The organism is Kitasatospora sp. NPDC001119, assembly GCF_053598475.1.
The window spans coordinates 18,419-44,996 of the sequence record NZ_JBSFKI010000058.1; the positions used below are offsets into that span (position 1 = coordinate 18,419).

Consider the following 26,578-nt stretch of genomic DNA (forward strand, 5'->3'; position numbering starts at 1 on the left):
CCGATGACAGGTTCGATGACCGGCGCGGCGGCGGACTGGTTCCGCAGCTACCGGGCGACGCCCTCCCCGGCCCTGCGCCTGGTGTGCTTCCCGCACGCAGGCGGGGCGCCGACGTCCTACCGGACCTGGGCACGGGCCGTTCCCGACGATGTCGAGGTGCTGGCCACCTGCTACCCCGGCCGGCAGGACCGGTTCGCCGATCCGTTCGCGGCCTCGCTGCCCGAACTGGCCGATGACATCGTGGCCGCCCTCGTCCCGCTGCTCGACACGCCGATCGCGTTCTTCGGGCACAGCATGGGCGCCTACGTCGCCCACGAGGTCGCCCTGCGGCTCCAGGAACGGCACGGGGTCCAGCCGGTGCGGCTGTTCGTCTCCGGCGCCGAGGCACCGCACCTGGCCACGCCCCCCGGCCGGGCCGACGACGACGAGGCCTTCGTCCGCGAGCTCCGGCAGCTGGGCAGCGGCTCGATGGGCGAGATCGAGGACGTGGCGCTGCTGGAGCTGGTCCTGCCGAGCATCCGGGCCGACTACCGGCTGCTGGACGCCTACCACCCGGCGTCCGGCACCCGGACCGGCTGCCCGCTCGTGGCGTACGTCGGCGACAGCGACGAGGACTGCGAGGTCGACAAGGCCCGCGCCTGGTCGCAGACCACGGCGTCCGCGTTCGAGTTCCGGGTCTTCCCCGGCGGCCACTTCTACCTGGAGGCGCACGAGCAGGAGCTCCTCGGCCACATCACCGGCCACCTCCGCAGCGACCTCCGGCTCAGGCAGGCCCTCGCCGGTCTCAGCCGTACCTGATCACCCGGAGCCACAGATCCCATGACCGAAAGGAAGAGCGGCGCCATGCACGAGCACCTGGTGAGCCGACTGGAAGCACACAGCCGCACGATCCCCGACAAGACCGCCGTGGCCTTCGTCCGGGTCGTCGACGGGGAGCCCGTCGAGAAGACGCTGACCTACGCCGAACTCGACCGGGAGGCGCGCAGGATCGCCTCGTGGCTGGCCGGACGCTGCACGGTCGGCGAGCGGGTGATGCTGCTCTACGGCACCGGCCTGGAGTTCGTGAAGGTCCTGATGGGCTGCATGTACGCGGGCGTGGTCGCCGTGCCGGCGCCGGTCCCGGGCAGCCAGCGGGGCCATGACGCCCGCTCGGTCGGCATCGTGCGCGACACCGACGTCCGGCTGATCCTCACCGACACGCCGAACGCCGGCGTCGTCAGCGCCTTCGTGGCGGACTCCGGCCTCACCGGGGTCGACGCCGTCGTCACCGACACCCTGGAACTCGCCGAGGCGCCCGGATGGCGGGTGCCGCAGCTCGGCCCGGACACCCTGGTCATCCTCCAGTACACCTCCGGCTCGACCAGCACCCCCAAGGGCGTCATGGTCACCCACGGGTCGCTCTTCCACAACCTGCAGCTGATCGAGCGGGCCTTCGGCCTGGACTCCGGCTGCCTGGTCGCCAGCTGGCTGCCGCAGCACCACGACATGGGGCTCATGGGCAAGGTGCTGGAGCCGCTCTACCTCGGCACCACGACCTACCTGATGGCGCCGATGGACTTCCTGCGCCGTCCCTACCTCTGGCTGGACCTGGTCTCCCGCAAGAGGATCCACACCACCGTCGCGCCCAACTTCGCCTACGACCTGTGCGTGCGCCGGATCACCGACCAGCAGGTCGCCACCCTGGACCTGTCCCACCTGCGCAACGCGGGCAACGGCTCGGAGCCCATCAGCGCCGCGACGCTGCACCGCTTCGCCGAGAAGTTCGCCCCGGCCGGCTTCAGCCTCGACGTCTTCAACCCCTGCTACGGCATGGCCGAGACCACGCTGCTGGTCACCGGCACGCCGCCCGGCCGCCGCCCGGCGATCACCTCCGTGGACGGCGACGCGCTCGCCCACAAGGTGCTGCGCCCGCTCCCCGGTGACCTGGAGGCCCCCAAGCTGGTGAGCAGCGGCCAGATCCACGGGCTCGACGTGCGGATCGTCGACCCGGAGACCAGGACCACGCTGCCGGACGGCCGCGCCGGCGAGATCTGGGTCCGGGGCCGGAGCGTCACGGCCGGGTACTGGAACAACCCGGAGGAGACCGAGCGCACCTTCCGCGCGATGACCGCCGAGGGCGAGCGGGGCTTCCTGCGCACCGGGGACATCGGGATCATCCACGACGGCGAGCTGTACGTCACCGGCCGCACCAAGGAGGTGCTGGTCATCAACGGCCGCAACCTCTACCCGCACGACCTGGAGCGCGAACTGCAGACCGTGCACGCCTCGTTCCAGGGCCTGGTCGCCAGCGTCTGCTCGGTCCCCGCCGACGGCGAGGAGATCGTCGTCATCCAGGAGTACCGGCCCAACCCGGCCAACCCGGTCGAGCTGCCCGAACTGGCGCGCCGCGTGCGCGGCGAGCTCGCCGAGGCGGCCGGCGTGAAGGTGTCGAACGTGGTGTTCCTGCGCCCCGGCCAGGTGCACCGCACGACCAGCGGCAAGATCCAGCGGCGGCTGATGCGCGAGAAGTTCATGACCGGCGCCCTGGAGCCGCTGTACGAGGACCTCAACACCGCGACCAGGAAGCGCTACCGCACGCCCGAGACGGCGGCCGCCGCGACCGGGGGCACGGGGGAGACGCCGTGACCTCCACCCCGTACCCCGCCGTCCTGGACTTCGACCGCGCCCTGGGCGACCCGGACGACGCGGGCCGGCTCTTCTCCTACGCCCGTTGCGGCGCACTCGACGACCGCGAGGAGTTCCCGGTCGAGATCTGCCGCGAGTTGGACTTCCTGGGCCTGCCCGGCCACTACGTCCCCGCGCGGTACGGCGGCTCGCTGCACCGCTACGACGAGGTGCTCCAGCTCATGCGCGCCGTCGCCCGGCGCGACCTGACGGTGGCCATCGCGCACGGCAAGACCTTCCTGGGCGCGGTGTCCGTCTGGGTCGGCGGCAGCGAGGAGCAGGCCCGCGAGCTCGGCCGGCTGGTGGCCGACGGCACCGTCGTGTCCTGGGGCCTGACGGAGCGCAACCACGGCAGCGACCTGCTCGCCGGGGAGGTGGCCGCCCACCGGGAACCGGACGGCGGCTACCGCCTCACCGGCGAGAAGTGGCTGATCAACAACGCCAACCGGGGCCGGCGGATCTGCGTCCTGGCCCGCACCGGCGAGCAGGGCGGCGCCCGCGCCTACAGCCTGCTCATGGTCGACAAGCAGAGCCTCCCCGGCGGCACCTACCGGCCGCTGCCGGCGGTGAAGCTGCACGGCATCCGCAGCGCCGACATCAGCGGCGTCGCGTTCACCGACGCCCCCGTACCGGCCGCCGCCCTGATCGGCGCCGAAGGCGGGGGCGCGGAGATCGTCCTGAAGAGCCTCCAGCTGACCCGCACCCTGTGCGCCGCCCTGTCGCTCGGGGCGGCGGACCAGGCGCTCGGACTCGCCACCGGGTACGCCCTGGAGCGCCACGCCTACGGCAGCCGCCTGATCGACCTGCCGCAGACCAGGCACCTGATCGCCGCGTCGTACGCCGACGTGCTCCTCGCCGAGGCGACCACCCTGGTGGCCGGACGGGCCATCCACGCCCTCACCGGGGAGCTGGCGGTGGTCTCGGCCGTCACCAAGTACTTCGTCCCCACCCTCGTCGACCAGGTCGTCTCCCGCCTGTCGACGGTGCTGGGCGCCCGCTCCCTGCTGGTGGGCGACACCTTCGAACACGGGCGCTTCCAGAAGGTGCAGCGCGACCACCGCATCGTGTCCATCTTCGACGGCAACACCGTGGTGAACCTCCACTCGCTGGTCAACCAGTTCCCGCAGCTGGCCCGCCAGGCCCGCCGCGGCGAGGTGGACCGGGCCGGCGTCGAGACGGCGGCCACCCTGACCGCCGAGCTGCCGGACTTCGACCGCGATCGGCTCTCCCTGCTGCCCCGCCCCGGCGGCAGCATCGTGCAATCCCTCTCCGACGGCGTGGCGGAGCTGGCCGAACTGGCCCGCCAGGGCGTGGTCCCCGCCTCGCTGGCCCGCAACGCGGAGGCGATCGCCGCCGTGGCCGACGAGGTCGCCGCCTCCATCGCGGCCCACCGCCCGGTGGCGACCGACGTCCCGGTGGCCGCCTTCTCCCTGGCCGAGCGGTACGCCCGCTGCTTCGCCGCCTCGGCGGCGATCCGGCTGTGGCTGCGCAACCACGCGACGGCCGGCGCCGGCCACCCGCTCTGGCAGGACGGCCTGTGGCTGGAGGCCGTGCTGGTCAGGCTGCTGGACCAGCTGCTCCCCGGCCGGCCGGACACCGACGGCGACGTCCTGGAGCGCCTGGTGCCGGTCCTGATCGAGCAGCAGGGCCGGGGCGACCTGCCGTCCCTGCTGACCCACCCGCTCGTGAAAGGCCGCTCATGACCACGGCACCCGCGGCACCCCCCGCGTCGCCCTTCACCGACCTCGGCACCCCGGCCGCACTGGAATCGCGGTTGGGCGACCCCACCGACCCCGGCAACCCGCTGGGCTTCGCCGCCCTCCTGAACGCGGACGAGCGCGGCGACCTGCTGTCCGCGGGCGAGCGGGTGCTGGACGCCTACGGCCTCGGCGCGGAGTTCGTCCCGGCGGCGCTCGGCGGCCGGCTCGGGCAGGCCGACCACCTGGCCAGGGTGCTGCGCCCGCTGTTCCGGCGCGACGTCGCGCTGGCGCTCGGCCACGGCGCGAGCAACCTGGTCGGCTCCGTGAACGTCTGGTCCTCGGGCAGTGACAAGCAGCGCCGCTGGCTGGCGGACGTGCTGCTGCGCAACGGCCGGGTCGCCGCCGGGTACACCGACATGTCCACCGGCAACGACGTCTCCCGCACCGCCTTCAGTGCCCGGGTGGAGCGCGACTCGCTCGTCCTCAACGGCCGCAAGGAGATCATCAACAACCTCGCCAGGGCCGAGGCCGTCACCCTGCTGGCCCGCACCCGGGAGGAGGCCGGCAGCCGCAGCCACTCCATGGTGCTGGTCGACATGGCGAGCGTCCCGCGCGACCGGCTGCGCTTCCTGCCGCGCTACCGGACCAGCGGGGTGCGCGCCCTGTACCTCGGCGGCCTGGAGTTCCAGGACTGCCCGGTGCCCGTGACCGCGGTCGCCGGCGGGTTCGGGGAGGCCATGGAGACCATCCTGCGGGCCTTCCAGGTCACCCGGGCGGTGCTGCCCGCGGCCGCGGTCGGCACGGTCGACCAGCAGCTGCGGACGGTGATGGACTTCGCGGTCCAGCGGCGCCTGTACGGGCGGGCCGTCTCCGAACTGCCGCACGCCCGCTCCCTGCTGGCCGGCGCGTGGCTCGACCTGCTCGTCGCCGACAGCCTCGCCACCACGGTCTGCCGCGCCCTGCACGTGCTCCCCGGCCAGACCAGCGTCTACGCGGCGGCCGTGAAGTACCTGGTGCCGACGCTGATGCGCGAGGCGGTCGACGCCATGGCCGTCGTGCTGGGCGCGCGCTCCTTCCTGCGCGAGGGCGAGCACGGCGTCTTCCAGAAGCACCTGCGCGACCTCCCGGTGGCCTCGCTCGTCCACGCCGGCGGAACGGTCTGCCAGGCGACGATGATCCCCCAGCTGCCGCGGATGGCACGCGGCGGCTGGCTGAGCGACGACGGCGCGCCGGCCGAGCTGTTCACCATGGACCGGGCCCTGCCGGAGCTGGACGCGGAACGGCTGAGCGTCATGGCGGGTCGTGAGGACCCGCTGATGGCGGCACTGCCGCAGGTGGCCGCCGAGCTGGCCGGGGACCGGGTGCTCGGCCCGCTGTGCGCCTCGCTGGTGGGAGAGCTGCGCCGGCTGAAGGAGCGGTTCGGCGAACTGGCCCCCCGGGACCGCACCCCGGTGGCCAGTGCGGGCACCTTCGTGCTGGCCGAGCGCTACGCGGTGCTGCTCGCGGCCGCCGCCTGCCTCGGCGTGTGGCGCCACAACGCGGACAACCCGAACCCGTTCCTGCGCGACACGGCCTGGCTCGCCGCCGCGCTGGGCCGGCTGGCCGGCCGGCTCGGCTGCGGACCGGAGACGGACGGCGTACCGGAGCCCGTCTTCGCCGAGCTCGCCCGCCGCCACGAGACCCGCCGCGGCTTCGACCTCACAGGCCGCCGACTGGCCTGACCCGAGCACCGGCCGGACGCCACCGGCCGCTCCACGTCCACGCGCGGACCCTCCGCGCATATCGGCTTTTTCATCCCAGAAGGGAGCCGGTGATGTCGACCTGTCATCAGCTTTCCCACGCCCAAGAGGCGCTGTGGTTCCTCTACGAACTCGACCCCGAGGGCAGCTCCTACAACACCGGCGTCGCCGTACGGGTGCTGTCCCCCGTCGAACTGCCCGCACTCCGGGAGGCCGTCGCCGCCGCCGTCGCCCGGCACGAACTCGTCCACTCGCTGTTCGACAGGGTCGACGGGGTGCCCGTCAGCACCCCCCAGGCCCACGAACCCTTCGCCCTGCTGGTCGAGGACCTGGGCCCGGTCGGCGACGACGAACTGCGCACCGCCGTCCGCCGGGCGCTCAACGAGCCGTACCACCTGCGCGACCGCGGCGCCTTCCGCTTCGTCCTGCTGCGCCGCTCCGAGACCGACGCGGTCCTGCTGATCGGCGGCCACCACATCGCCTCCGACGCCGTCTCGGACCTCGTCCTGCTGCGCGACATCCTCGCGGGCTACCAGCAGGCCGTCGCCGGCGAGGAGGCCGCGCCCGCCCCGGTCGCCTACACCCACGACACGTACGTCGCCGCCGAGCAGCGCCTGCTCTCCTCCCCGCGCGGTGCCCGCGCCGAGGCGTTCTGGCACGGTGTGATCGAGGGGGCGCAGCCCGCGCAGATCCCCACCGACCGCCCCCGCACAGCCGGGCCCACGCCCGTCGGCGCCACCCACCACCTGGAGCTCGACGCCGGTCAGGTCGAGGCACTGCGCACGGCCGCCCGTGCCTGCGGCGTGACCCTCTTCTCCTTCCTGCTGGGCGCCTTCCAGGGCCTGCTCCACCGCTACACCCGGCAGAACGACTTCCTCATCGGCTGCCCCACCACCACCCGGCTCTCCCCGCCGATGCGCGACGTCGTCGGCAACTACATCAACACCCTGGTCTTCCGCGGCAGCTTCGCCCCCGGAGCCACCTTCCGCGACGCCGCGACGACGGTCGACGGCCAGGTCCGCCAAGGCCTCGCCGCCGTCGGCTACCCCTTCGCGCGGCTCACCCGCACGGCCAACCGCCCGCGCACCAGCGCCGGCTCCTCGCTCTGCCAGATCACCTTCAACCTGATCGGTGTCGCCAAGCCCGACCCGCTGATGAAGCTGCTGCTGGACGGCGAGGGCGAGCACAACACCATCGAGCACCACGGCCTGACCATCAGCCCGTTCGAACTGCCCCAGGCCGAGGGCCAGCTCGACCTCGCGGTGAACGTCCGCCAGAGCAGCGACTGCCTGACGCTCGACTTCCGCTACAACGCCGTGCTCTTCGACCTGTCGACCATCGAGCGCTTCGCCTCCTACTACGTGCGCGCCCTGGACACCGCCGCCGCCGACCCGGACCAGGTCATCTCCCGGCTGCGCCTGGTCCAGGCCCCGGCGCCCTCCCGCCCGTCGGACCAGGAGGCCGTCCGTGTCTGAGCCGCCGGGGTCCGGCCTGCCGCTCCCGGACGGGGTCAGCCAGCGCACGCTGCGGGCCGGCGGGCGCAGCGTCCGGATCGCCGAGGCCGGTCAGGGCCCGCTCGTCGTCCTGCTGCACGGCTTCCCCGAACTCGCGTACTCCTGGCGACACCAGCTCGCCGGCCTGGCGGCGGCCGGGTTCCACGCGGTCGCCCCGGACATGCGCGGCTACGGCGGCAGCGACAGCCCCGAGGACGCGGCCCGGTACACGATCCACCACCTGGTGGGCGACGCGGTCGCGCTGATCGACGCGCTGGGCGAGGGCCCGGCGGTGCTGGCCGGCCACGACTGGGGCTCCCAGGTGGCCTGGCACACCGCCCTGATGCGCCCCGACCGGGTCAGGGGCGTGGCCGGCCTCAGCATTCCCTACCGCCCGCGCTCGCCGCTCAACCCGCTGCCCGCGATCCGTCGGGGTATCGGCGCGGGCCACTACATGCTGTACTTCCAGACGCCCGGCGTTGCCGAGGCGGAGCTGGAGCGCGACGTGGCCGCGTCCTTCCGCCGCCTGCTGAACGGCACCTCGGGATCGGCCCCCTACCGGGCGCCCGTCGTGCCGGACGGCGGCGGACTGCTGGACCTCTACCCCGAGCCCGCCGTACTGCCCGGCTGGCTCAGCGAGGACGAACTCTCCGTCTACACGGCCGAGTTCACCAGGACCGGCTTCACCGGAGGGCTGAACTGGTACCGCAACCTCGACGCGAACTGGGATCTGACCGCCCCGTACCAGAAGGCGGCCGTCCAGGTGCCCGCCCTCTACCTGGCCGGTGAGGAGGACTTCGTGATCAAGGGCGCGGACCCCGCCCGGCTGGAGTCCGAACTGCGGCAGTGGGTCCCCGACCTGCGCGAGATGCTCCTGCTCCCCGGCTGCGGCCACTGGATCCAGCAGGAACGCCCGGAGGAGGTCACGGCCGCCCTCGTCGCCTTCGCCCGGTCGCTGAGCTGACCGACCAGCCCCACCCCTTCCTTCGTTCCGTCCCCTTTCCGTTACCACTTCAGATGTCGAGGAGACACACCGATGACCACTGCCGCGATGACCACCGAGATCCAGCAGGCGCCGATCGCCGAGTGGCTGAGGGAGAAGGTCGCCTTCTACCTCGAGGAGCCGGTCGACTCCATCCGGACCGACACCAAGCTGGCCGAGTACGGCCTCGACTCCCTCCACGGCCTCACCCTGTGCGGCGAGATCGAGGACGAGTTCGGCATCGAGGTCGCACCGACCCTGGTCTGGGACTACCCGACCGTCGATGCCCTCTCCGGCCTGCTCGCGGAGATGCTCGCGGAGCACGGCAACCGGACCGCCTGACCCCCCCCGTGGCCGGACCGCGCGGGCGACCACGCGGTCCGGCCGACTGCCCGAGGCCGCCGACCGGCTCCCCCCGCACCAACAGAAAAGGAGTGAACCAGTTGCTGGTGATGACTCGCACAGCCGAGCCGGCGGAGACCGCCCGCCCCGGTGAACCGGCCGAACCGAGCACGTACACACGGCTCATCGACCTCCTCGACCGGTCCGGGTGCCGTTACCGGATGATCCACCACGCGGCGGAAGGCCGTACGGACGTGGCCAGCGTCCTGCGCGGCCACCCCCTGCAACAGGCCGCCAAGTGCCTGGTCCTGCAGGTCAGGACACCCGGCCGGGGCACACGCCACGCCCTCGCCGTCGTCCCCGGCGACCTGCGGGTCGACGTGGACGCCGTCCGGGACCTGCTGGGCGGCACGCGCGCCGGATTCGCCTCCCTGGAACGGGCCGAGCGCCTCACCGGATGCCGGAGCGGATCCATCGTGCCGTTCGCGTTCCACCCCGACCTGGAACTGATCGTCGACCCGGAACTCCTCGAAAGCCCGCGGCTCTATTTCAACGCGGCCCGCCTGGACCGCTCCGTGGCCCTGGACACCGGCGACTACTTCGACCTGGCACGTCCACGAATAGAACCGGTGGCCGAACGCCCCGCCTGAAATTCCCGGCAGGCCCGGAAGTAGAAGAAAAATATAGCCGCGGTGGCGACAGTAGTCCTCGGTGCTGCCCAGGGCGTCCCGGTTCCTGGTTGATCACACGAGGAGAGACGACAATGCCATCAATCCCGGCCCCGGGCACACGGATCGCTGCCATGGGGCACTACCTGCCCGGCACCGTCCTGACCAGCGAGGCGGTCGCCGAACGGCTGACCGTCGACGCGGAGTGGATCCTGACCCGCACCGGGATCAGCGAACGCCGCATCGCCGCCCCGGACGAGACGGTCGCGGACATGGCCGTCGCGGCCGCCCACGACGCCCTGGCCAACCTCGCCCGGGACCGGGACGGCCTCGACTCCGCCTCCGACATCGACACGGTGATCGTGGCGACCGCCAGCGCGGAGTCGACCATGCCGGCCGTCGCCGCCCGGGTCGCCGGACGGCTCGGCCTGGCCGCGCCCGCCGCGTTCGACGTCAACAGCGCCTGCGCCGGCTTCTGTCACGCGCTGGCCGTGGCGGACTCCCTGATCAGGTCCGGCACCAGCCGGGGCGCCCTGGTGATCGGCGCGGACAAGGCCAGCTCCTGGCTGGACTGGTCCGACCGGGACACCGCCGTGCTCTTCGCCGACGGCGCGGGCGCGGCGGTGGTCCTGCCGCACCACCGCCGCGCCATCGGCCCGGTGGTGTGGGGCAGCGTCGGCGAGCACGCCGACCGGATCGTCATCGACCCCGACACCCGCGTCCTGCGCCAGGACGGTCGCGCCGTCTACCGCTGGGCGACGAGCCTGGGCCCCATCGCCGCCCGGATCTGCGCGGACGCCGGCATCCGGCCCGCCGACCTGGCCGGCTTCGTGCCCCACCAGGCCAACCTGCGCATCATCCGGGCCCTGGCCAACCACCTCGACCTGTCCGGCGTGCCCGTCGCCACCGACGTGGCGACCACCGGGAACACCATGGCCGCGACCGTCCCGATCGCCCTGTCCCGCATGATCAACCGCGGCGACATCGACACCGGCGGCGACGTCCTGCTCTTCGGCTTCGGAGCCGGCCTCACCTACGCCGGACAGATCGTCCACCTCGACCCCGTCCCCGCGGTCATCCCCGTCCCTGTGGTCAAGCCCGTCCCCGCGGTCAAGCCCGTCCCCGCCTTCAACCCCGTCGCCGCGGCCAGCCCCGTCGCCCAGGCCCTCACCGCCTGGATCACCTCCGCGATTCCCCAGCCCGTTTTCTGACCCCCATTTTCCACTCCGCCTTTCCCCTGGCCAGGGGAAAGGCGGAGTGAATGCGGGGTGTATAGGAGCGGCATAGCGCCGCGCGGAATTCTGGACCGCATGACCAGATACAAGCGGCATTTCCTCGTCGCCGTCACGGCGGCCGTATCGACGTTCCTGCTCCTCACCTCGGCGACGCCGTCATCGGCCGCGACCCAGGCCACCACCCCGTGCGGCTACTACGAATCCGCCGGCCACTCCTACTGGAACAACTGCGGCACCACCAGCGCCTACGTCGTCGTGGGTTACCGCTCCGTCCCGGACACCGGCATGTGCATGGCCCCGGGCGTCACCGAGATCCTCGCGTTCGACCAGATCGTCTTCGCCACGTACCAGCGCGCCTGCTGACGGACCGCTCAGCAAGACGGCGCGCCGCTCACGTCCGCCCGCCCGTGGACGTGAGCGGCGCACCGGTCGGTCGAACCACGCGGTCTCCCCCTCGGGGCTTTCGGTGCCGTCAGCGGCACCAGCGAGTGCCGAAGACCGCACAGACGTCGGCGGACCCGCTGCCGTCCTCCCACCTGAACTGTGGGCCCGGCAACCGGTTCCGCCCGCCCTACCTGGCGGAGTGGGTCGGCGGTGGGACGACCAGGGCGTCGAGGGCCTGTTGGGCTCGGCCGAGGTTGTCCTTGCCCGCGCGGCATAGCCCGGCCTTGGCGGACTCTCCACCATGGTGGTGGACTTCCAGTCCTCGGTGATGACCAGGATCTCGGCGGCGCTGTAGCCCTGGTCGGCGCGGTCGGCGGCGCGCAGGCCGTGGCTGGTGGCGACTGACCCCCGCGCCTGCGGGGAGGACCAGAGCGTCTGACGGTTCGCCGCCGGGACTCCCGGCTGACCCCCGCGGGCGCGGGGAGAACCCCATGCCGTCCCTGCGACAGGTCTGTGAGCACGGCTGGCCGGCCGGCACCGGCTGGAACGCGTGCGCACCGACGACCTCGGCCGCCGGGACGCGCCCTCAAGCGGGGACGAAGACGCCCTCGTCGGCCCCGTCGAGGATGAACCCGTTGTCGAAGCGGACCCGCACGCTCACGCGGGGCGCTCCTTCCCGGAAGGCGGTCCACGCGGGCGCCAGCGAGCGGACCTTCTCTTCGAGCTGCCTCCTGCTCCCCGCGGGCATCTCGCGCCCGAAGGCGTCGAGCAGCGACTTGAGCCGCTCGTACTCGCGCACGTCGTCGCTCTCCTCCTGGTGGACGACCACCTGCTCGACGGTGCCGCCGATGCCCGCCGCCAGGGACAGGAAGCCGATGACGACCCCCGACACCTCGGCCGGATCGGTCAGCCGGGTGTCCGCCGCCAGCACCACTCGCTGACCTGCCTTCAGAGTCATCTGCGCCCCGTCTCCCTCGTGCCGGCTGCGTCCGCCGCGCCTGCCGCATCCGTTACGTCCGCTGCGTCCACTACATCCGCCACGTGCGCGCGGCGCAGGAACGCCTCGACGAGGCGGTCGGTGAAGGCCTGGTCCACGGGCTCCGCCGTCACCAGGACGCGGTGGTAGACCGGCCCCACGAGTTGGTCGATCTCCGCCGCCGTGTCGAGTCCGGCGACGAGCTGTCCGCGTGCCACCGCACGCTCCAGCGGCAGCCGGTCGCGCCGGCGCTGCTCGTCGAGGTACCCGGACCGCAGGGCGGCGGCGAACGCGGGATCGTGCTGGGCGTGCCCGATGAGGGCCCTGAAGACGGCACCCGCGTCGGACCGGGTGAGGAACTCGGCCAGTTGACGCAAGTGGGCGCGCAGGTCCCGGGCCAGGTCGCCGTGGTCCGGCGGGGCCAGGGCCTCGGCCGCGTCCTGGAGGAAGGCGTCCAGGAGGATGTCGGTCTTGGTCTTCCACCACCGGTAGACGGTCTGCTTCGCGACGCCCGCCCGGGCGGCGATGCCCTCGATGGTGACGCCGGTGAAGCCCTTCTCGACCAGGAGGTCGTCGGCCGCCTCCAGCACCGCCTGCCGGGCCTGTTCGCTGCGGCCGTGGCGGTTGCCGTGGTGGCGTGCCGCCGGTTCCGGCCCGGCCGCGGCGGCCGTACTTCTTCGTTGCATGTGTGCCTCCTGCGGCCAGGGTAGGCCAGAACCTTTAGACGATACGCAACGGTGCGTCTAGTCTAGAGTCATGACACTCACCAACACCCTCGAAGATCCCCGCGTCGCCTCCGCCCTCGACCGGATGTTCCGCAACGCTGAGCAGGACGAGGCGACCGGCAGGCGGATCCGGGCGGCACAGCCGGAGGACTCCGCGCCCCTCAGCCCGCAGGAGCAGGCCGACGCCAAGGCGGAGGTCTACATGCCGATTTCCGCCCAGGGCGGCCGCCTCCTCTACAACCTGGTCCGGGCCACCCGCCCCGCGACCGTCGTCGAGTTCGGCACGTCCTTCGGCATCTCCACGCTCCACCTCGCCGCCGCGGTGCGCGACAACGGGACGGGGCGGGTGATCAGCACGGAACTGAGCGCCGCCAAGGCCGCGGCCGCCCGCCGGACCTTCGCCGAGACGGGCCTGGACGACCTGATCACCGTCCTCGAAGGAGACGCCCGCGACACCCTCGCCACGGCCACCGGCCCCGCGGACTTCGTCCTCCTCGACGGCTGGAAGGACCTGTGCCTGCCCGTCCTGCGGCTCCTCGAGCCCCGCCTCGCCCCCGGTACCCTCGTCATCGCCGACGACGTCGACCTGCCGGACCTCACGCCCTACCTCGACTACGTCCGCGACCCCCGCAACGGTTACCAGAGCGTCACGTTCCCCGTGGAGGACGGCATGGAGATCAGCTGCCGCCTCTAGACCTGTGCGTCGTCACGATCGGTCTGCAGACCACGAGTCTGCTGGCCGGGATCCGCGACGATTCCCGTCCGCAGGTCCCGTACGACCGTCCGGCCCATCGGTTGATCCTTGCGGGAGTGGGGAGGACTTCACTGGGCGTCCCCGACCGTCCGTCCGCGGCTTCGGGGGTGCCGGTCAGTCTGTGTACCGGGCGACTTCGTGGGTGTCTAGGTAGGTGAGGGCTGCGTCCCGGGGCACGTACCAGGCCCGGGCGGTCCGTACGGCCGGCAGGTCGCCGGAGTGGACCAGGCGGTACACCGTCAGCTTGGACACCCGCAGTAGGGCGGCGGCTTCGGCGATGTCCAGGAACCTGATGTCTTCCGCCGGCGCGGGTGTCACCGGGCGGGTGAGGGAAGGCCGTGCCGGGGTGCTCATCCAGGCGACCAGCTTGTCCAGTTCCTGCTGGACGAAGGCCTCGCTGGGCTGGGGGACGGCGTTGTGTTCGACCTGGCGGAACAGCTTCGGGAGGTCGTCGGTGTGGTCGGTGGTGTGCCGGAACGTGGTCATGAGGCCTTCCTCTTGCTCGTGGTGCTTTCCGGCCGGAGTTCGCCGACTTCGCGTTCCAGGCGCAGGCGGGCCCTGTGGAGCTGCACCCGGACGGTGGCCGGCGAGATGCCGAGGCTGGCGGCGATCTCGGCAGGGTCCAGGCCTTGGTGCCAGGCCAGGACCGCGACCGTGCGTTGGGCTGTGGGCATGGCCTGGATCGCCGCCCAGCAGCGGTCGAGTGCGGCGCGGGCCACGGTGACGGAGGCCGGGTCGTGCGGGGCGGTGGTGTAGAACTCGCACACGTCGACGCGCAGCTTGTCGAAGGTCGTGTCCCGGCGGATGTTGTCGATGTGCTTGTGGCGGCACACCGTCTTGAGCCACGCGACCTGGCCGTCCAGCGGGCGGGTGCCGACTTCGTCCCACGTGAGCGCGGCCTGGTGGAAGGCATGCTGGACAAGGTCGGGAGCATCGGACTTGCCGGCCAGCATGATGGCGAAGCGCAGGACGTCGCGGTACGTCGCCCGGTACAGGGCGGTGACGGCATCGGCGACATGCGCCGGGATCCGTCGGTTCTCCGTCTCGGTCATTCGGCCCCCTGCTGCTCGTTCGCGTCTGATGCTTCTCCGGCCGGTCGGGTACCGACCTGAACCCGCATACCGGGCCCGCCCATCCCGCTCTCTTGTTCCACGACGGTGCCCAGCGGCGACCGCTCGACCAGTGCGACCAGGGTGCGTCGGCGCTGCCACTCGGCCAGCAGCCGCACCGCCACCCCCAGAGCCCCGAGCAGGGCCAGCACGATCCATGGCGGCTGAGTGCCCAGCGCCACCAACGGCACCACCGGGGTCCAGCCGAGCAGTTGCGTTACCTGACGCTTCATGCCCAGTAGTCGAACGACAACGCCAAACCGTTTACATCTGCGCGAAAAAATGTTATGCACCCTCAGCTAGCAGCGTCTTCCCGCCCCAGGTCACAGCAACGGCCCGCCCCAACAGAAAACATGAGCTGCCGCATGGTCCGGGGCCTACGCCCTGGCGCTCCGTCCGCTGTCGTCGTGCTCGTGGCGTCGGCTGACCCCCGCGCTCGCGGGGAGGACATGACGATCACCCACCTCGCCGTCTCCCGCGCCGGCTGACCCCCGCGCTTGCGGGGAGGACACCCCCGAGGAGACCGCCGTGTTCCCCACCGTCGGCTGACCCCCGCGCTCGTGGGGAGGACATCATCCACGTGATGTCGGTGGAGCTGGCGCTCGGCTGACCCCCGCGCTTGCGGGGAGGACCGCCGCTGCCGGGACCGGCCTGTGGCACGGTCTGGCTGACCCCCGCGCTTGCGGGGAGGACGATGGTCCGTGCCGAGCCGCAGCTGGACGGCGCCTCGACCCGGCTGACCCCCGCGCTTGCGGGGAGGACGCCAGCCGCCTGCTGGAGATCAAGGCCCCGTTCGGCTGACCCCCGCGCTTGCGGGGAGGACCAGTGCGGAGCCCGGGAGGTGAGATGCCCGGGCGGCTGACCCCCGCGCTCGTGGGGAGGACATCATCCACGTGATGTCGGTGGAGCTGGCGCTCGGCTGACCCCCGCGCTTGCGGGGAGGACCGCCGCTGCCGGGACCGGCCTGTGGCACGGTCTGGCTGACCCCCGCGCTTGCGGGGAGGACGATGGTCCGTGCCGAGCCGCAGCTGGACGGCGCCTCGACCCGGCTGACCCCCGCGCTTGCGGGGAGGACGCCAGCCGCCTGCTGGAGATCAAGGCCCCGTTCGGCTGACCCCCGCGCTTGCGGGGAGGACCAGTGCGGAGCCCGGGAGGTGAGATGCCCGGGCGGCTGACCCCCGCGCTTGCGGGGAGGACATGGCGAAGGCCCGGACCGTGGTGGTCCGGGCCGGCTGACCCCCGCGCTTGCGGGGAGGACCCTTTGCGACCTGCACCGTTCTGACGACTTTGCCATTTCTTGGCCATCCTGCCGAGGGCAAGTCCGGCTGGCCTGTCGAGGTGTCAAGGAGCAGCGTCCATCGTGGCAGACGGCCAGGACACTGCTCTCCGCGGTCACCGCTGAAGGCCTGGGCGGCGCTTGGGTCTGCGTGGGTGAGGACGGGGTCGGGAGAGGATTCGTCCCGGAGTGCCGCAGCACCGCACGATGGCCGGCCCCGAAGACGAGCCGATTCCCCGCGGGCGCGGGGAGGACCCGCACCGGGTGACCCTCGGAGTCTGCGAGACCGGCTGACCCCCGCGGACCGAGTCGGTGACGAGCACGTCGATGCAGGCGGCGGCTGACCCCGCGCCTGCGGGGAGGACCGGCGGGGGCCTCCTGTCGTACCTGGAGGAATCGGCTGACCCCCGCAGGCGCGGGGAGGACTTCACCGTTGGAGTCATCGCCATGGCCCGATCCCGTTGACCCCCGCGCTCGCGGGGGTCAGCCGAGGGCGATCAGGGGGGCCAGGCCGAGGGCGCCGTCCTCCCCGCAGGCGCGGGGGTCAGCCGTACCGGCGCTCGTCCATTCGACGAGGAGCGGTACAAGAAGCGGAACACCGTCGAACGAGCCATCAACAAGCTCAAGCACGCCAGAGCCGTCGCCACTCGATACGACAAATGCGGACACGTCTACCTCGGCACCGTCACCGCAGCAGCCCTCGTCATCTGGCTTCGCACATGATCGCCCGGACGGAACCTAGGTATTTGTCTTTTTCTTCGCTTGTGAGGTCGCGGCCGACGGCCTTACAGATCGCGCTGATCGCGTCCTCCGCTGCGATGTCGGGGTCCTCACCGCTGCGGAGGGCGGCGCCGGCCCCCGCTGTGGGGTTGGTGCGGTCGGCGGCTTTCGCAAGGGCGGCGCCGGCCCTCACCGTGGGGTCGAACCGGTAGGCGGCGATCGCGAGGAGGGCAGCGAGGTCGGGTTGGGTGGCCATCAGCAAATCGGAGTCGTGGACGAGACTGTCGGACATAACCAGTTGGGCGGACTCGGCCCCCACGTCAGCCTTCTTCGTCGCCCGCCGCTCCCCGACGAACGCCGAGACAAGCATCACGAGAGCGAGAGCGAGGACGAGGGTGATGGCCAGGGCCGTCTTGAGGCGCCGGCTGAGTCGGGCGGCGGCTCGTTGGCGGCGGCGTCCGGCGGTGAGGAAGTCGTCGAGGTCGGCGGACAGCGGGCGGTGGTTCGCCAGGTCGGTGCCTTCGGCGAGGAGGGTTCCGGTGGGCAGGTCCTGGGGATTGCGGTGTTCCTTCCAGCGCTCGTACTGGTCGCGGGCGCGGCGGAACCAGTCGAGGAAGCGGGCGTCCTCCTGGAGCCATTCGCGCAGGGTGTGCCAGTCGCGGATGAGCGCGTCGTGGACCAGTTCGGCCACTGCGGTCCCCTCCGTGTCCTGCGGCCGTGCGTCGCCGTGGACACGGTCGGTGGTGACGATGCGGTGCCGGGAGAGGACGGCCAGGACCTCGTCCACGGCTCGCCGCGCGTCGGGGGTCTTGTCCTCGGCGGCGATGTCGCGCAGGTCGCTGATCGGGAGTTGCTGGCGTGCGGCCGGGATGTTCAGGGAGGAGTCGGCGGGGCGGACCAGGGCGGTGAGGATTCTGCGGGCGATGGCCTGCTGGTCCTGGTCGAGGTCGCGCAGGGCGGTTTCGCACCAGTCGGTGAGGGCGCCGGTGACGTTGCCGATGCGGTGGTAGGCGTCGTGGGTGAGGCGGCCGTCGTACTTCAGGCGGCGTTCCCACAGCCGGGTGAGGGCGACTTCGAGCAGGGGGAGCACGGTGACGGGCGCGCCGCCGGTGCTGGCGGTGCCGCGGTTCAACCTCAGGACATCGGTGATGATCTGCTCGGCGAGGCCCGGCTCGAAGGCCGTGTCCAGGTCGCGGGCGGGGCCGGTGACGATCGCGTCCAGGTCCGCCGCGCTCAAGGTGGCCGGGACGTTGAGGAGACCGCTGGCCCGCTGGGCGGTGTCCAGCAGGTCCGGGGCGAGTGCGGACAGCCGGGAGTAGAAGTCGTCGCGCATCACGAGGACCACGCTCAGGGCTGCGTCGGAACGGATCGCGGCGGTGATCCGGCCGAGGGCCTCCAAGGCCGCAGGCTCTCCGGACGGTGCGAGGAGCTCCTCGAACTGGTCGATGACCAGCACGATCCGGGGCGGGTCCGGGACTGAGGCGGCTGCCCTGTCGGCGAAGTCCGGCTCGCCGGTGCCGTCCGCCCCGGCATCCTCGCTCCCGGGCAGGCCCGCGCGGGTGAGGGTGCCCGGCAGGTCCGGTCCCGGCCGCGTGAGCACCTGGCGCCAGCGGTCACTGCCCGGCAGCTGGCCCGCAGCCAGCGCGGGCAGTACTCCAGCCTGCACCAAGGAGGACTTCCCCGACCCGGACGGGCCCAGCAGCAGCACCACCCGCCGTCCGCCCCTCAGTCCCTCCAGGATCCGGTCCACGGCGTCCTCTCGGCCCCGGAACCATTGGGCGTGCTCGGCGGTGAACGGCTCCAGCGCCCGGTAGGGCGACACGTCCAGCTCGTCCGGCCTGTCCGCCTCGTCCAACTCGGACCATGCCTGGTGCAGGACGGAGGTGGGGGTGACGTAGGCGATTTCCTGGCCGCGGTTGTGGCTGTCGTGGTGTGCGATCGAGGTGAGAATTCCCACCACCAGACCGGTCGTCTCGTCCAGGACCGGTCCGCCGCTGAAGCCCTGGGTGAGGTCGTTGGCGTCGGTGAGCTGCAACAGCTCACCGACCTTGTCGGCGGGGGGCAGGATTCCGCCCGCGGTGGCGAAGCCGTAGTGCCCGCCCGGCGGCGCCTGCTGGGGGAATCCGAAGGAGCGCACCCGGTGCTCGCGCGCGCCCGCCGCCGACCCCAGCTGCAACGGCGCCACCCCGACCGGGCGGTCCAGGCGCACCAGGGCGACGTCTTCCTCCCGGGGGTCGCGCCACGGGTCCTCCAGCACCCGGCCGGTTACCTCCGGGGCGCCGTCCGCGCGGGGGAACACCAGCGTCACCGTCGAACCAGGGCCGTAGCGGCCGTCCTCCAGGACGTGCGCGCACGTGACCAGCAGGTCGTCGGCGACGAGGAAGCCCGCCCCGACCACCAAGTCGTCCTCGTCGCGGACCTGCGCGACGGCCGCCGCCAGACCGTCCGCCGCACCGGCCCGCACCATGCCCCGTCCGACCGCCATCCGCTCAGGCTTCCGGCTCGTCGTCGGCCGCGCGGGCGCCAGCCTCCGGCTCGTCTTCGCCCTCGGGAGCGTCGGCCCTGCGGACCGCAGACCGGTCGCCCTCGTCCTTGCGCCACGTCACACGCACTGTCAGATGGCACTTGGCCGCGGTCTTCGTGATCACCACCCCGGCCGCGGCGGAGAGGTCGACCCCGAACTCCACCTGCACCTCGTCCGGCCCCGCCTCCCGCAACCGCGCCAGCACCGTACGCGCCAGGCCGGTCACCGGCTCCAGCGCCGCCCCAAGACTCTCCGGAAGCTCTCGCACCGCGTCACCGACCCGGCCTGCCTTCACCGGCCCCGCCACGGCCTCTTCCGCCTCGACGAGGACCGAACCCCCGCCGTCCAACGGCACCCGCGCCAACTGCTGCCCCACGACAACCCTCCCCCAAGTGCCGTCCCACGACGGCCAGGCCCACACCGTAGTACGCGCACCGACATATGGTGAAACCTCGAACTCCCTGACAAGTAGCCATGATTGGAGCATCCTGACCTGCCGCCCGAAACAGCCGCACGACCACCAGGACATGGGGCCACCCGTGAACACCGACCTGGGAAACGATCTCCATGCCACGGGGAAGGGAGCCACTGAACCCTGCACGAACCCCAACGCCACCGGATTCTGTCGGTTGACCAGGATGGGCTCGTCCTCCCCGCGCCTGCGGGGGCCGGCCGTCGTGCGGTGCTGCGGGTATCCGGAGTGGCTCCTCCCCCTGCTCCGTCCTCGCCCACGCAGGCCCAAGCACCGCCCAGGCCTTCAACGGTGTCCGCGCAGAACGGTGTCGTGGCCGTCTGCCACGATGGGCGCTGCTCCTTGACACCTCGACAGGCCGGCCCGCCTCGTACTCCTCGGCAAACTGGTCAAGGAATGGCAAAGCCGTCAGAACGGTGCAGGTCGCGAAGGGTCTTCCCCGCGAGCGCGGGGGTCAGCCGGCACCGGCGGATCTGTCGGCAACGGCTCAGAACGGGCCGGTTCCAGCGGTTCAGTTGTGGGCCAGCCGTGGTCTCGCTGGATGGATGGTGTGTGTCAGTCGTTGTCGTCGGTGGGGACGTGTCCGAGTTCGCGTCCTCGCATGCGGTAGGACTCGCCTTTGAGGGAGTGGACCTCGGCGTGGTGGACGAGCCGGTCGATCATGGCGGCGGCGACGGTCTCGTCGCCGAAGACCTCTCCCCAACGCCCGAACGGCTTGTTCGAGGTGACGATCACGCTCGCCCTCTCGTATCTGTTCGAGATCAGCTGGAAGAACAGGTTCGCGGCCTCGGCCTCGAAAGGGATGTAGCCGACTTCATCAACCACGATCAGCGGGTAGCGGCCGAGCTTGACCAGTTCGTCCTGGAGTCGGCCGGCCTGGTGGGCGGCGGCCAGGCGGTCGACCCACTGGGCGGCGGTCGCGAACGCGACCCGGTGCCCGGCCTGGCAGGCCCGGATGGCGAGCCCGGTGGCCAGATGTGTCTTGCCTGTCCCGGGCGGGCCCAGAAATATTGCGTTCTCCCGGGCGGCTATGAAGTCCGATGTTCCCAGATGTGCGAGTTGCTGGCGCGTCAGCCCGCGCAGGTGCGCGAGGTCGAGGTCCTCGATGGTCTTGATGGCGGGGAAATGCGCGGCGCGGATGCGGCCCTCTCCGCCGTGGCTGTCGCGGGCGGCGACTTCGCGTTGCAGGCAGGCGACAAGGTATTCGAGGTGGGTCCAGGACTCGGCCTGGGCGCGTTCGGCCAGGCGCTCGGCGGCGTCCAGCAGGGCGGGGGTCTTCATCGCGCGGGCGAGGAAGACGAGGTCGGCGGCGGTCTGCCGGCCGGTGCGGGCAGCGCGTGTATCGGGTGGACGGCCGCTCTTGGCGGTGGTGGTGTTCTGGCTGGTGGGGGCGGTGGTCGGGGTCATCGGGGGTCCTCTTTTCCGGCTCCGCCCTCGATGAGGGTGAAGATGCGGTCGTAGGTGGCCAGCTCGCGCTGCTCGACCTCGACGCCGAGGCCGTCGGGCGCCAGGAGCCGGGCCTGGGCGGTGCGTGCGCGGGCGGGCCGTTGCTGCCGGACCTCCTCGCGCAGGCGGTGGGCCGCGGCGGCGTGCTCGGGGTCGGTGATCGACTGGTGGCGGGCCCAGCAGCGGGCATGGCGGGCCACCACGTCGTCGCCGCAGGTCACGGTGATCTCCTCGGTGTCGGCCCGGACGGTGACGAGGCGGCCGATCGCGCGGGGGTGGACGGAGTAGTCGTTGGTGTCGACGCGGATGTAGTGGTCGCGGCCCAGGCGGGTGCGAAGCGGCCACCAGGTGGGCGGGTCGACGGGCGGGATGGCCAGCATGGCCGCCTTGTCCGTCTCCCAACGGTCGAGGGGCCGGGCGTCGATCGCGCGGTGCCGGCGGCGGTTGGCGTTCTGCAGCCATGCGGTCAGCTGGGTGTTGAAGTCGCCGGGTCCGGCGAACGTGCGTCCTGGCAGGAAGGAGGTCTCCAGGTAGCCGTTGGCGCGCTCGACCAGGCCCTTCGCCTCCGGATCGCGGGGCCGGCAGAAGTGGATCCGGATGGCGAGCAGACCCGCCAGGGCGGCGAACTCGCTGGTCGGCCGGCCCCTGCCGACGCCCGGTTCGTTGTCCCAGACCAGCGTCTTCGGAACGGCGCCCCAGCCGGTCAGCAGCCGCCAGTGCCCGTCGATCAGATCGTTGGTCTGCCGCGAGGGCAGCATCCTGGCGGTGATCATCCTGGAGTAGCCGGAGACGATGACCAGCACGGGCGGACGGCCGCTCTGGCCGTAGCCGAGCGGGATGTCCGCCTCCGGGAACCACAGGTCGCACTGGGCCAGCTCGCCGGGCTCGTAGACCGTCCGCGAGACCGGGTCGACGGGAAGGTAGGCCGGCCGCAGCTCGCGCACCCGCTCCCGCAGGATCGACAGCCCCCGGTCCCAGCCGATCCGCTCCGCGATCACCGTGACCGGCATCGTCGGGGTCTGCTGCAACAACTCGCGGACCGCCGGCTCCACCGCATCCACCGCCGAGCCCTTCAACGGCCGCTGGTAGACCGGCGGTCGATCGGAGCCCAGGGCCCGCGCCACCGTGCCCCGGGAGATCCCCAGCTGCCGGGCCACCGCCCGCGCCGACAACCCCTCGGCCCGATGCAGCCGACGGATCTCAGCCCAGTCCTCCACTCCGATCACCTCTTTCCTCCCGACTCCCGTACCCATGAAGTCAGGATCATCAAGAGATCACGAAGTGACCCGCTTTTGATCCGCTGTCCGTGGTCCTCGTTTCACCCGTTGCCGACACCTGCGGGGAGGACTGCTGGTCCGTGTAGTCTGCGGCGAGGGTGGTCGGCTGACCCCCGCGCTCGCGGGGAGGACCGCTTGATCACAACGGCCATGCCCGGAGCATCGGCTGACCCCCGCGCGCGGGGAGGACACCGACTTCGTGGCCACCTACCTGCCGCCCGGCGGCTGACCCCCGCGCTCGCGGGGAAGACAAATTCCCTCCCAGGCCGGGCGCCCGGCGGCGCGGCTGACCCCCGCGCTCGCGGGGAAGACGTCCGGCCCGGTGCCGACAGGGCGGACGAGATCGGCTGACCCCCGCGGGCGCGGGGAGGACTTCGGTGCGGTTCTCGCTGGCGACCGCCACACCGGCTGACCCCCGCGCTCGCGGGGAGAACCTCTGCACCTGGGGGTTCGGCCGCGGCCTGCACGGCTGACGCCCGCGCCCGCGGGGAGGACGGCGGCGCCCGAGGTCGCGGCGATCGCCGAGGCCGGGGCCTGCATTCGGTGTCGTGGCGCGGGGACGGTGGAGCTGTCGTTCATGGCGGTGTGCTCTTTCCGGTTCGCGGCCGACGGCGGTTCGATGCCGTCGGCCGGCTGTCGTTCTTGCTTTCCTGGGGGTCGGGGTCGGATAGGTTGCCCGGATGACTGACATGGACCCGTTGGTGCCCGTTCTCGCCGGGCTGGTCGTCGACACCGTCCGGTTCCTCGACGGCTGCGAGGACGACGAGGTCGATGCCGACTCCGCGGTGAAGATGATGGAGAGCGTGGCCGGAGTGCTGCAGCGGCTGCCGGAGGACCAGCTCGGCCGGTTCCTGCGGACGCTCACGGATCTTGCCGAGGCCGAGCCGGACCCACACCGGCGGGAGTTCCTGGAGTCGTTCCCCGGCGCCTGCGGTCTGGTCGACAACGAAGACTGAGCCACTGGCCGGGGGGCCAGCCGGGTCTGCTCGGGTTACCCGAATCCCGGATCAGGCGGAAGTGCCCGACTGCCTCGTCTACGGGGCCACCCCCGCGCTCGCGGGGAGGACACCACTTGCCGGGCCGCCTCAACCAGCGACCCCGGCTGACCCCCGCGCTCGCGGGGAGGACAACAACTGCACCCCGTACAAGCTGCCCGACACCGGCTGACCCCCGCGCTCGCGGGGAGGACCGCCCCTATAAGAGAGGACAACCCCGATGGTGCGGCTGACCCCCGCGCTGACCCCCGCACTAGCGGGGAGGACATGATCCGCGCGCCCTCGTACCCTCGCCTGTCCGGCTGACCCCCGCGCTCGCGGGGAGGACGCCACCGTCACCCAACTGGTGCGTGCGTACCTCGGCTGACCCCCGCGCTCGCGGGGAGGACGCCACCGTCACCCAACTGGTGCGTGCGTACCTCGGCTGACCCCCGTGCTCGCGGGGAGGAGCGGGCCACGGAAACCTGGGCGGCGTCGGCCGCCGGCTGACCCCTGCGCTCGCGGGGAGGACCGGCGCGACCCGGTCTTCGCCGACCAGGTGCCCGGCTGGCCCCCGCGCTCGCGGGGAGGACCGCCGCTCATCGCCCGTCAGACCCGGGTCCACCGGCTGACCCCCGCGGTCGCGGGGAGGACCCGATGCCGAACCCGCTGCCGCCGACCGTCGCGGGCTGACCCCCGCGCTCGCGGGGAGGACCGTCTCTCGCTGGCCGAGTCCCTATCCAGTCGCGGCTGACCCCCGCGCTCGCGGGGAGGACCCTTCGTGACCTGCACCGTTCTGATGGCCTTTGCCATTTCTTGACCAGCCTGCCGAGGAGCACGAGGCGGGCCGGCCTGTTGAGGTGTCAACGAGCAGCGCCCATCGTGGCAGACGGCCACGACACCGTTCTCCGCGGACACCGCTGAAGGCCCGGGTGACGCTTGGGCCTGCCTGGGCGAGGACGAGGCAGGGGGAGGAGCCACTCCGGAGACCCGCAGCACCGCACGACGGCCGGCCCCGAAGACGAACCGATCTCCCGCTGGCCCAGGGGAGGACCTCGGCGCGGACGGTGGCGACCAGGGCGACGCCGGATGACCCCCGCGCTCGCAGGGAGGACCGGGGCAACGCCCGCACGGAGGACTACTACGTCGGCTGACCCCCGCGCTCGCGGGGAGGACCCACCCGCTGGGTGCGCCGGGGGGATCGATCCCGGCTGACCCCCGCGCTCGCGGGGAGGACCCACCCGCTGGGTGCGCCGGGGGGATCGATCCCGGCTGACCCCCGCGCTCGCGGGGAGGACGAGTGGTGGATGTGCCACACCGGCAGCGAGGGCGGCTGACCCCCGCGCTCGCGGGGAGGACCCCCGTCCAAACCGGCCCCGGCACCCGCCCGGAGGCTGACCCCCGCGCTCGCGGGGAGGACCCTTCGCGACCTGCACCGTCCTGACGGCTTTGCCATTTCTTGACCAGCCTGCCGAGGAGCACGAGGCGGACCGGCCTGTTGAGGTATCAAGGAGCAGCGTCCATCGTGGCAGAGGGCCACGACACCGTTCTGCGCGGACACCGTTGAAGGCCCGGGTGGTGCTTGGGTCTGCGTGGGCGAGGACGGAGCAGGGGGAGGAGTCACTCCGGAGACCCGCAGCACTGCACGACGGCCGGCCCCGAAGAGGAACCGATCTCCCGCTGGTGCGGGGGGACCGAAGTGCCCCCAGGTGCGGCCGCCGCCCAGGAGCGGTTGACCCCCGCGGGCGTGGGGAGGACTCCGGAGCGGGTAGCCTCGCAGCAGACGAGAGATGGAGTGTCGCCATGAGTCAGCCCGTCCATGACGGAGTCGAGCTGATCCCCCGGCCCGAGCGGAATCCGGCCGCGCTGAAGGCGGCGCTGGCGGTCGTCGCCGCGGACCGTCTTCCGGAGATGATCGACGGGCAGACGGGGGCCATGGCCGAGGCCATCGCCAGCGGGAGTGTCCAGCCGCTCCGCTCGTTCGTCGCGCACTGGGCCGCCGTCGTGGAGATCGAGCGGCACCCGGCCACCGCGCAGGCCTGGCACCGGGCGAACTACCTCGCCAACCACGCCGGCACCGTCCAGGAGTGCCGCGAGCACGCCACCACCGTCGCCGAGCTCTACCGCGCCGCCTACGCAGCGGTGAACGCGTGACCTGGAGCTGGGAGTACCTCCCCAACGAGCGGCACGTCACCGCCGGCTCCCCGGCCGACTTCCTCACCGCCGTCGCACGGCGGGCCGACGAACTCGTCCGCGCCGCCGAAGCGCTCTACCTGGACGGAACCTCCTACCAGGGCAGCGGCGAGCCGATGCGCTACCTCGACGTCGCCGGCGGCCTGCTCACCTACTACGTCGTCCCCCGCCTGGAGCTCGTCGTCGTCTGCCAGCTCACACCACCGCCGACACCCTGACCGGCCGACCCCCACAGAAGCAGGGAGGGCACGGAGGCGAGGATGCCGCCCGCGTCGGCCACCGGCTGACCCCCGCGCTCGAGGGGAAGACAGGTCCGGGCGGCGGCGCTTGAGGCGGCGCAGCGGCTGACCCCCGCACTCGCGGGGAGAACCCGAGGAGGGCCTTGGCTTCCTCGACCTGCGACGGCTGACCCCCGCGGGCGCGGGGAGGACGGCGTGCGAGAGTAGGCCAAAGATGGGCAGGTCGGCTGACCCCCGCGGGCGCGGGGAGGACGACCGGGATCGACCTGACGGCCGTGCTCCGCAACGGCTGACCCCCGCGCTCGCGGGGAAGACCGGGAAGGACCCCCAGATGCCGAGCTTGAGGCTACCGGGCGCCGTCAGGCTGTACGCGGCTTGGGCGGCGCGCCGGTCATCGCTTCTTCATACCAGGCCCAGAAGGCGATCAGGCTTCCGTGGTCCGCTTCGAGCTGCGGCACGATCTTCGAGTCGTGGCCTGGCAAGAACTTCCCACGGGCGGGGATGCCACCGCACCGGCAGCCACAGACGCGGCCCTCATTCATCGTCATGGTCGGCATCCTCCCGTGCGATCGACCAGTCCCGCCACTAACTGTGATGACGCTCTCTGAATTTGGCTCTGACCGGAGTTCCGGATGCTGTTGGTGATCTTCATGAGTGACGGGTTCGAGTCCCGCCATCCGGTTGTT

General features: G+C 72.2%; 24 protein-coding genes, 1 pseudogene and 2 CRISPR repeat arrays. Of the genes and pseudogenes, 15 read left to right on the plus strand and 10 right to left on the minus strand.

The genetic code is table 11. The features are described 5' to 3' along the window. Window positions 1-3 precede the first annotated feature (3 nt). The 10 genes from ACWDD9_RS40320 (at window position 4) to ACWDD9_RS40365 (ending at window position 11,186) form a co-directional block, all read left to right on the plus strand. Entirely contained in the window at window positions 4-798 is a 795-nt protein-coding gene (locus ACWDD9_RS40320) for a thioesterase II family protein (RefSeq protein ID WP_449814365.1), read from the plus strand. 21 nt (window positions 799-819) lie between these two features. Then, window positions 820-2,625 carry a fatty acyl-AMP ligase gene (locus ACWDD9_RS40325; RefSeq protein ID WP_449814366.1) on the plus strand — a complete coding sequence of 602 codons (1,806 nt, stop codon included), beginning with the start codon at window positions 820-822 and terminating at the stop codon, window positions 2,623-2,625. Next, window positions 2,622-4,367, plus strand: a complete 1,746-nt coding sequence (locus ACWDD9_RS40330) for an acyl-CoA dehydrogenase family protein (protein WP_449814367.1) — start codon at window positions 2,622-2,624, stop codon at window positions 4,365-4,367. Before ACWDD9_RS40325 ends, ACWDD9_RS40330 begins: the two co-directional genes overlap by 4 nt. Continuing rightward, on the plus strand, window positions 4,364-6,085 hold the full coding sequence (locus ACWDD9_RS40335; RefSeq protein ID WP_449814368.1) for an acyl-CoA dehydrogenase: 1,722 nt from the start codon (window positions 4,364-4,366) through the stop codon (window positions 6,083-6,085). Before ACWDD9_RS40330 ends, ACWDD9_RS40335 begins: the two co-directional genes overlap by 4 nt. A gap of 92 nt (window positions 6,086-6,177) precedes the next feature. Then, entirely contained in the window at window positions 6,178-7,578 is a 1,401-nt protein-coding gene (locus tag ACWDD9_RS40340) for a condensation domain-containing protein (RefSeq protein ID WP_375877650.1), read from the plus strand. Then, on the plus strand, window positions 7,571-8,560 hold the full coding sequence (locus tag ACWDD9_RS40345; RefSeq protein WP_375877651.1) for an alpha/beta fold hydrolase: 990 nt from the start codon (window positions 7,571-7,573) through the stop codon (window positions 8,558-8,560). The genes ACWDD9_RS40340 and ACWDD9_RS40345 overlap by 8 nt, the downstream gene beginning before the upstream one ends. A gap of 72 nt (window positions 8,561-8,632) precedes the next feature. After that, the gene (locus tag ACWDD9_RS40350) at window positions 8,633-8,920 is read left to right on the plus strand and encodes an acyl carrier protein (protein WP_375877652.1); all 288 of its coding nucleotides are present in this window, start codon (window positions 8,633-8,635) and stop codon (window positions 8,918-8,920) included. A 110-nt stretch (window positions 8,921-9,030) separates the two neighbouring features. Then, on the plus strand, window positions 9,031-9,570 hold the full coding sequence (locus tag ACWDD9_RS40355; protein WP_375877657.1) for a YbaK/EbsC family protein: 540 nt from the start codon (window positions 9,031-9,033) through the stop codon (window positions 9,568-9,570). A 113-nt stretch (window positions 9,571-9,683) separates the two neighbouring features. Next, complete coding sequence (locus tag ACWDD9_RS40360) at window positions 9,684-10,799, plus strand: beta-ketoacyl-ACP synthase 3 (protein ID WP_449814369.1); 1,116 nt, start codon at window positions 9,684-9,686, stop codon at window positions 10,797-10,799. 99 nt (window positions 10,800-10,898) lie between these two features. After that, window positions 10,899-11,186 (plus strand): DUF6355 family natural product biosynthesis protein, encoded by a 288-nt coding sequence (locus ACWDD9_RS40365; protein WP_449814370.1) that lies wholly within the window; start codon window positions 10,899-10,901, stop codon window positions 11,184-11,186. 607 nt (window positions 11,187-11,793) lie between these two features. On the opposite strand, the gene ACWDD9_RS40370 is transcribed toward ACWDD9_RS40365, so the two are convergent. After that, window positions 11,794-12,165, minus strand: coding sequence for a hypothetical protein (locus tag ACWDD9_RS40370; RefSeq protein WP_449814371.1), 372 nt, complete (start codon window positions 12,163-12,165; stop codon window positions 11,794-11,796). Next, complete coding sequence (locus ACWDD9_RS40375; RefSeq protein ID WP_449814372.1) at window positions 12,162-12,869, minus strand: TetR/AcrR family transcriptional regulator; 708 nt, start codon at window positions 12,867-12,869, stop codon at window positions 12,162-12,164. Before ACWDD9_RS40375 ends, ACWDD9_RS40370 begins: the two co-directional genes overlap by 4 nt. A gap of 70 nt (window positions 12,870-12,939) precedes the next feature. On the opposite strand from ACWDD9_RS40375, the gene ACWDD9_RS40380 reads away from it, so the two are divergent. Continuing rightward, entirely contained in the window at window positions 12,940-13,602 is a 663-nt protein-coding gene (locus ACWDD9_RS40380) for an O-methyltransferase (RefSeq protein WP_449814373.1), read from the plus strand. Window positions 13,603-13,776: 174 nt separating this feature from the next. Here ACWDD9_RS40380 and ACWDD9_RS40385 read toward each other — a convergent pair whose 3' ends face one another. The 3 genes from ACWDD9_RS40385 to ACWDD9_RS40395 all read right to left on the minus strand — a co-directional run bounded on the left by ACWDD9_RS40385 (window position 13,777) and on the right by ACWDD9_RS40395 (window position 15,004). Then, window positions 13,777-14,016, minus strand: coding sequence for a helix-turn-helix domain-containing protein (locus tag ACWDD9_RS40385; protein WP_449814382.1), 240 nt, complete (start codon window positions 14,014-14,016; stop codon window positions 13,777-13,779). A gap of 128 nt (window positions 14,017-14,144) precedes the next feature. Next, entirely contained in the window at window positions 14,145-14,714 is a 570-nt protein-coding gene (locus ACWDD9_RS40390) for an RNA polymerase sigma factor (protein ID WP_449814374.1), read from the minus strand. Then, entirely contained in the window at window positions 14,711-15,004 is a 294-nt protein-coding gene (locus ACWDD9_RS40395; RefSeq protein ID WP_449814375.1) for a hypothetical protein, read from the minus strand. Before ACWDD9_RS40395 ends, ACWDD9_RS40390 begins: the two co-directional genes overlap by 4 nt. 187 nt (window positions 15,005-15,191) lie before the next feature. Beyond that, window positions 15,192-16,029: a CRISPR direct-repeat array (repeat unit 29 nt; unit sequence CGGCTGACCCCCGCGCTTGCGGGGAGGAC). Between the two features lie 567 nt (window positions 16,030-16,596). Here ACWDD9_RS40395 and ACWDD9_RS40400 point away from each other — a divergent pair. After that, window positions 16,597-16,770: pseudogene (locus ACWDD9_RS40400) on the plus strand (IS5/IS1182 family transposase); the annotation flags it as partial. Here the strand turns inward: ACWDD9_RS40400 and ACWDD9_RS40405 are convergent. From ACWDD9_RS40405 to istA, 4 genes are all read right to left on the minus strand, one after another. Next, window positions 16,751-19,252, minus strand: a complete 2,502-nt coding sequence (locus ACWDD9_RS40405) for an nSTAND1 domain-containing NTPase (RefSeq protein WP_449814376.1) — start codon at window positions 19,250-19,252, stop codon at window positions 16,751-16,753. The pseudogene ACWDD9_RS40400 and the gene ACWDD9_RS40405 overlap by 20 nt on opposite strands. A gap of 4 nt (window positions 19,253-19,256) precedes the next feature. Then, the gene (locus ACWDD9_RS40410; protein WP_449814377.1) at window positions 19,257-19,667 is read right to left on the minus strand and encodes a CU044_2847 family protein; all 411 of its coding nucleotides are present in this window, start codon (window positions 19,665-19,667) and stop codon (window positions 19,257-19,259) included. Between the two features lie 651 nt (window positions 19,668-20,318). After that, window positions 20,319-21,170: an IS21-like element helper ATPase IstB gene (gene istB, locus ACWDD9_RS40415; protein ID WP_449814378.1), complete on the minus strand. Its 852-nt coding sequence runs from the start codon at window positions 21,168-21,170 to the stop codon at window positions 20,319-20,321. Continuing rightward, window positions 21,167-22,435, minus strand: a complete 1,269-nt coding sequence (gene istA, locus ACWDD9_RS40420) for an IS21 family transposase (protein WP_449814379.1) — start codon at window positions 22,433-22,435, stop codon at window positions 21,167-21,169. Before istA ends, istB begins: the two co-directional genes overlap by 4 nt. 731 nt (window positions 22,436-23,166) lie before the next feature. Between istA and ACWDD9_RS40425 the strand changes: the two genes are divergently transcribed. From ACWDD9_RS40425 to ACWDD9_RS40435, 3 genes are all read left to right on the plus strand, one after another. Beyond that, entirely contained in the window at window positions 23,167-23,442 is a 276-nt protein-coding gene (locus tag ACWDD9_RS40425; protein WP_380745637.1) for a hypothetical protein, read from the plus strand. 1,104 nt (window positions 23,443-24,546) lie between these two features. After that, a CRISPR array of direct repeats spans window positions 24,547-24,881; the repeat unit is 29 nt; unit sequence CGGCTGACCCCCGCGCTCGCGGGGAGGAC. A gap of 382 nt (window positions 24,882-25,263) precedes the next feature. Further along, window positions 25,264-25,614 carry a hypothetical protein gene (locus ACWDD9_RS40430; protein WP_380745706.1) on the plus strand — a complete coding sequence of 117 codons (351 nt, stop codon included), beginning with the start codon at window positions 25,264-25,266 and terminating at the stop codon, window positions 25,612-25,614. After that, window positions 25,611-25,871, plus strand: coding sequence for a hypothetical protein (locus ACWDD9_RS40435; protein WP_449814380.1), 261 nt, complete (start codon window positions 25,611-25,613; stop codon window positions 25,869-25,871). The genes ACWDD9_RS40430 and ACWDD9_RS40435 overlap by 4 nt, the downstream gene beginning before the upstream one ends. Window positions 25,872-26,251: 380 nt before the next feature. Here the strand turns inward: ACWDD9_RS40435 and ACWDD9_RS40440 are convergent, their stop codons facing one another. Further along, the gene (locus ACWDD9_RS40440) at window positions 26,252-26,440 is read right to left on the minus strand and encodes a hypothetical protein (RefSeq protein ID WP_449814381.1); all 189 of its coding nucleotides are present in this window, start codon (window positions 26,438-26,440) and stop codon (window positions 26,252-26,254) included. Window positions 26,441-26,578 lie beyond the last annotated feature (138 nt).

Coding starts and splice junctions, on each gene's coding strand:
- ACWDD9_RS40320 (WP_449814365.1), top strand. CDS start 4: ATGACAGGTTCGATGACCGGCGCGGCGGCGGACTGGTTCCGCAGCTAC.
- ACWDD9_RS40325 (WP_449814366.1), top strand. CDS start 820: ATGACCGAAAGGAAGAGCGGCGCCATGCACGAGCACCTGGTGAGCCGA.
- ACWDD9_RS40335 (WP_449814368.1), top strand. CDS start 4,364: ATGACCACGGCACCCGCGGCACCCCCCGCGTCGCCCTTCACCGACCTC.
- ACWDD9_RS40340 (WP_375877650.1), top strand. CDS start 6,178: ATGTCGACCTGTCATCAGCTTTCCCACGCCCAAGAGGCGCTGTGGTTC.
- ACWDD9_RS40350 (WP_375877652.1), top strand. CDS start 8,633: ATGACCACTGCCGCGATGACCACCGAGATCCAGCAGGCGCCGATCGCC.
- ACWDD9_RS40355 (WP_375877657.1), top strand. CDS start 9,031: ATGACTCGCACAGCCGAGCCGGCGGAGACCGCCCGCCCCGGTGAACCG.
- ACWDD9_RS40360 (WP_449814369.1), top strand. CDS start 9,684: ATGCCATCAATCCCGGCCCCGGGCACACGGATCGCTGCCATGGGGCAC.
- ACWDD9_RS40365 (WP_449814370.1), top strand. CDS start 10,899: ATGACCAGATACAAGCGGCATTTCCTCGTCGCCGTCACGGCGGCCGTA.
- ACWDD9_RS40370 (WP_449814371.1), bottom strand. CDS start 12,165: ATGACTCTGAAGGCAGGTCAGCGAGTGGTGCTGGCGGCGGACACCCGG.
- ACWDD9_RS40375 (WP_449814372.1), bottom strand. CDS start 12,869: ATGCAACGAAGAAGTACGGCCGCCGCGGCCGGGCCGGAACCGGCGGCA.
- ACWDD9_RS40380 (WP_449814373.1), top strand. CDS start 12,940: ATGACACTCACCAACACCCTCGAAGATCCCCGCGTCGCCTCCGCCCTC.
- ACWDD9_RS40385 (WP_449814382.1), bottom strand. CDS start 14,016: ATGAGCACCCCGGCACGGCCTTCCCTCACCCGCCCGGTGACACCCGCG.
- ACWDD9_RS40390 (WP_449814374.1), bottom strand. CDS start 14,714: ATGACCGAGACGGAGAACCGACGGATCCCGGCGCATGTCGCCGATGCC.
- ACWDD9_RS40395 (WP_449814375.1), bottom strand. CDS start 15,004: ATGAAGCGTCAGGTAACGCAACTGCTCGGCTGGACCCCGGTGGTGCCG.
- ACWDD9_RS40405 (WP_449814376.1), bottom strand. CDS start 19,252: ATGGCGGTCGGACGGGGCATGGTGCGGGCCGGTGCGGCGGACGGTCTG.
- istB (WP_449814378.1), bottom strand. CDS start 21,170: ATGACCCCGACCACCGCCCCCACCAGCCAGAACACCACCACCGCCAAG.
- ACWDD9_RS40425 (WP_380745637.1), top strand. CDS start 23,167: ATGACTGACATGGACCCGTTGGTGCCCGTTCTCGCCGGGCTGGTCGTC.
- ACWDD9_RS40430 (WP_380745706.1), top strand. CDS start 25,264: ATGAGTCAGCCCGTCCATGACGGAGTCGAGCTGATCCCCCGGCCCGAG.
- ACWDD9_RS40440 (WP_449814381.1), bottom strand. CDS start 26,440: ATGACGATGAATGAGGGCCGCGTCTGTGGCTGCCGGTGCGGTGGCATC.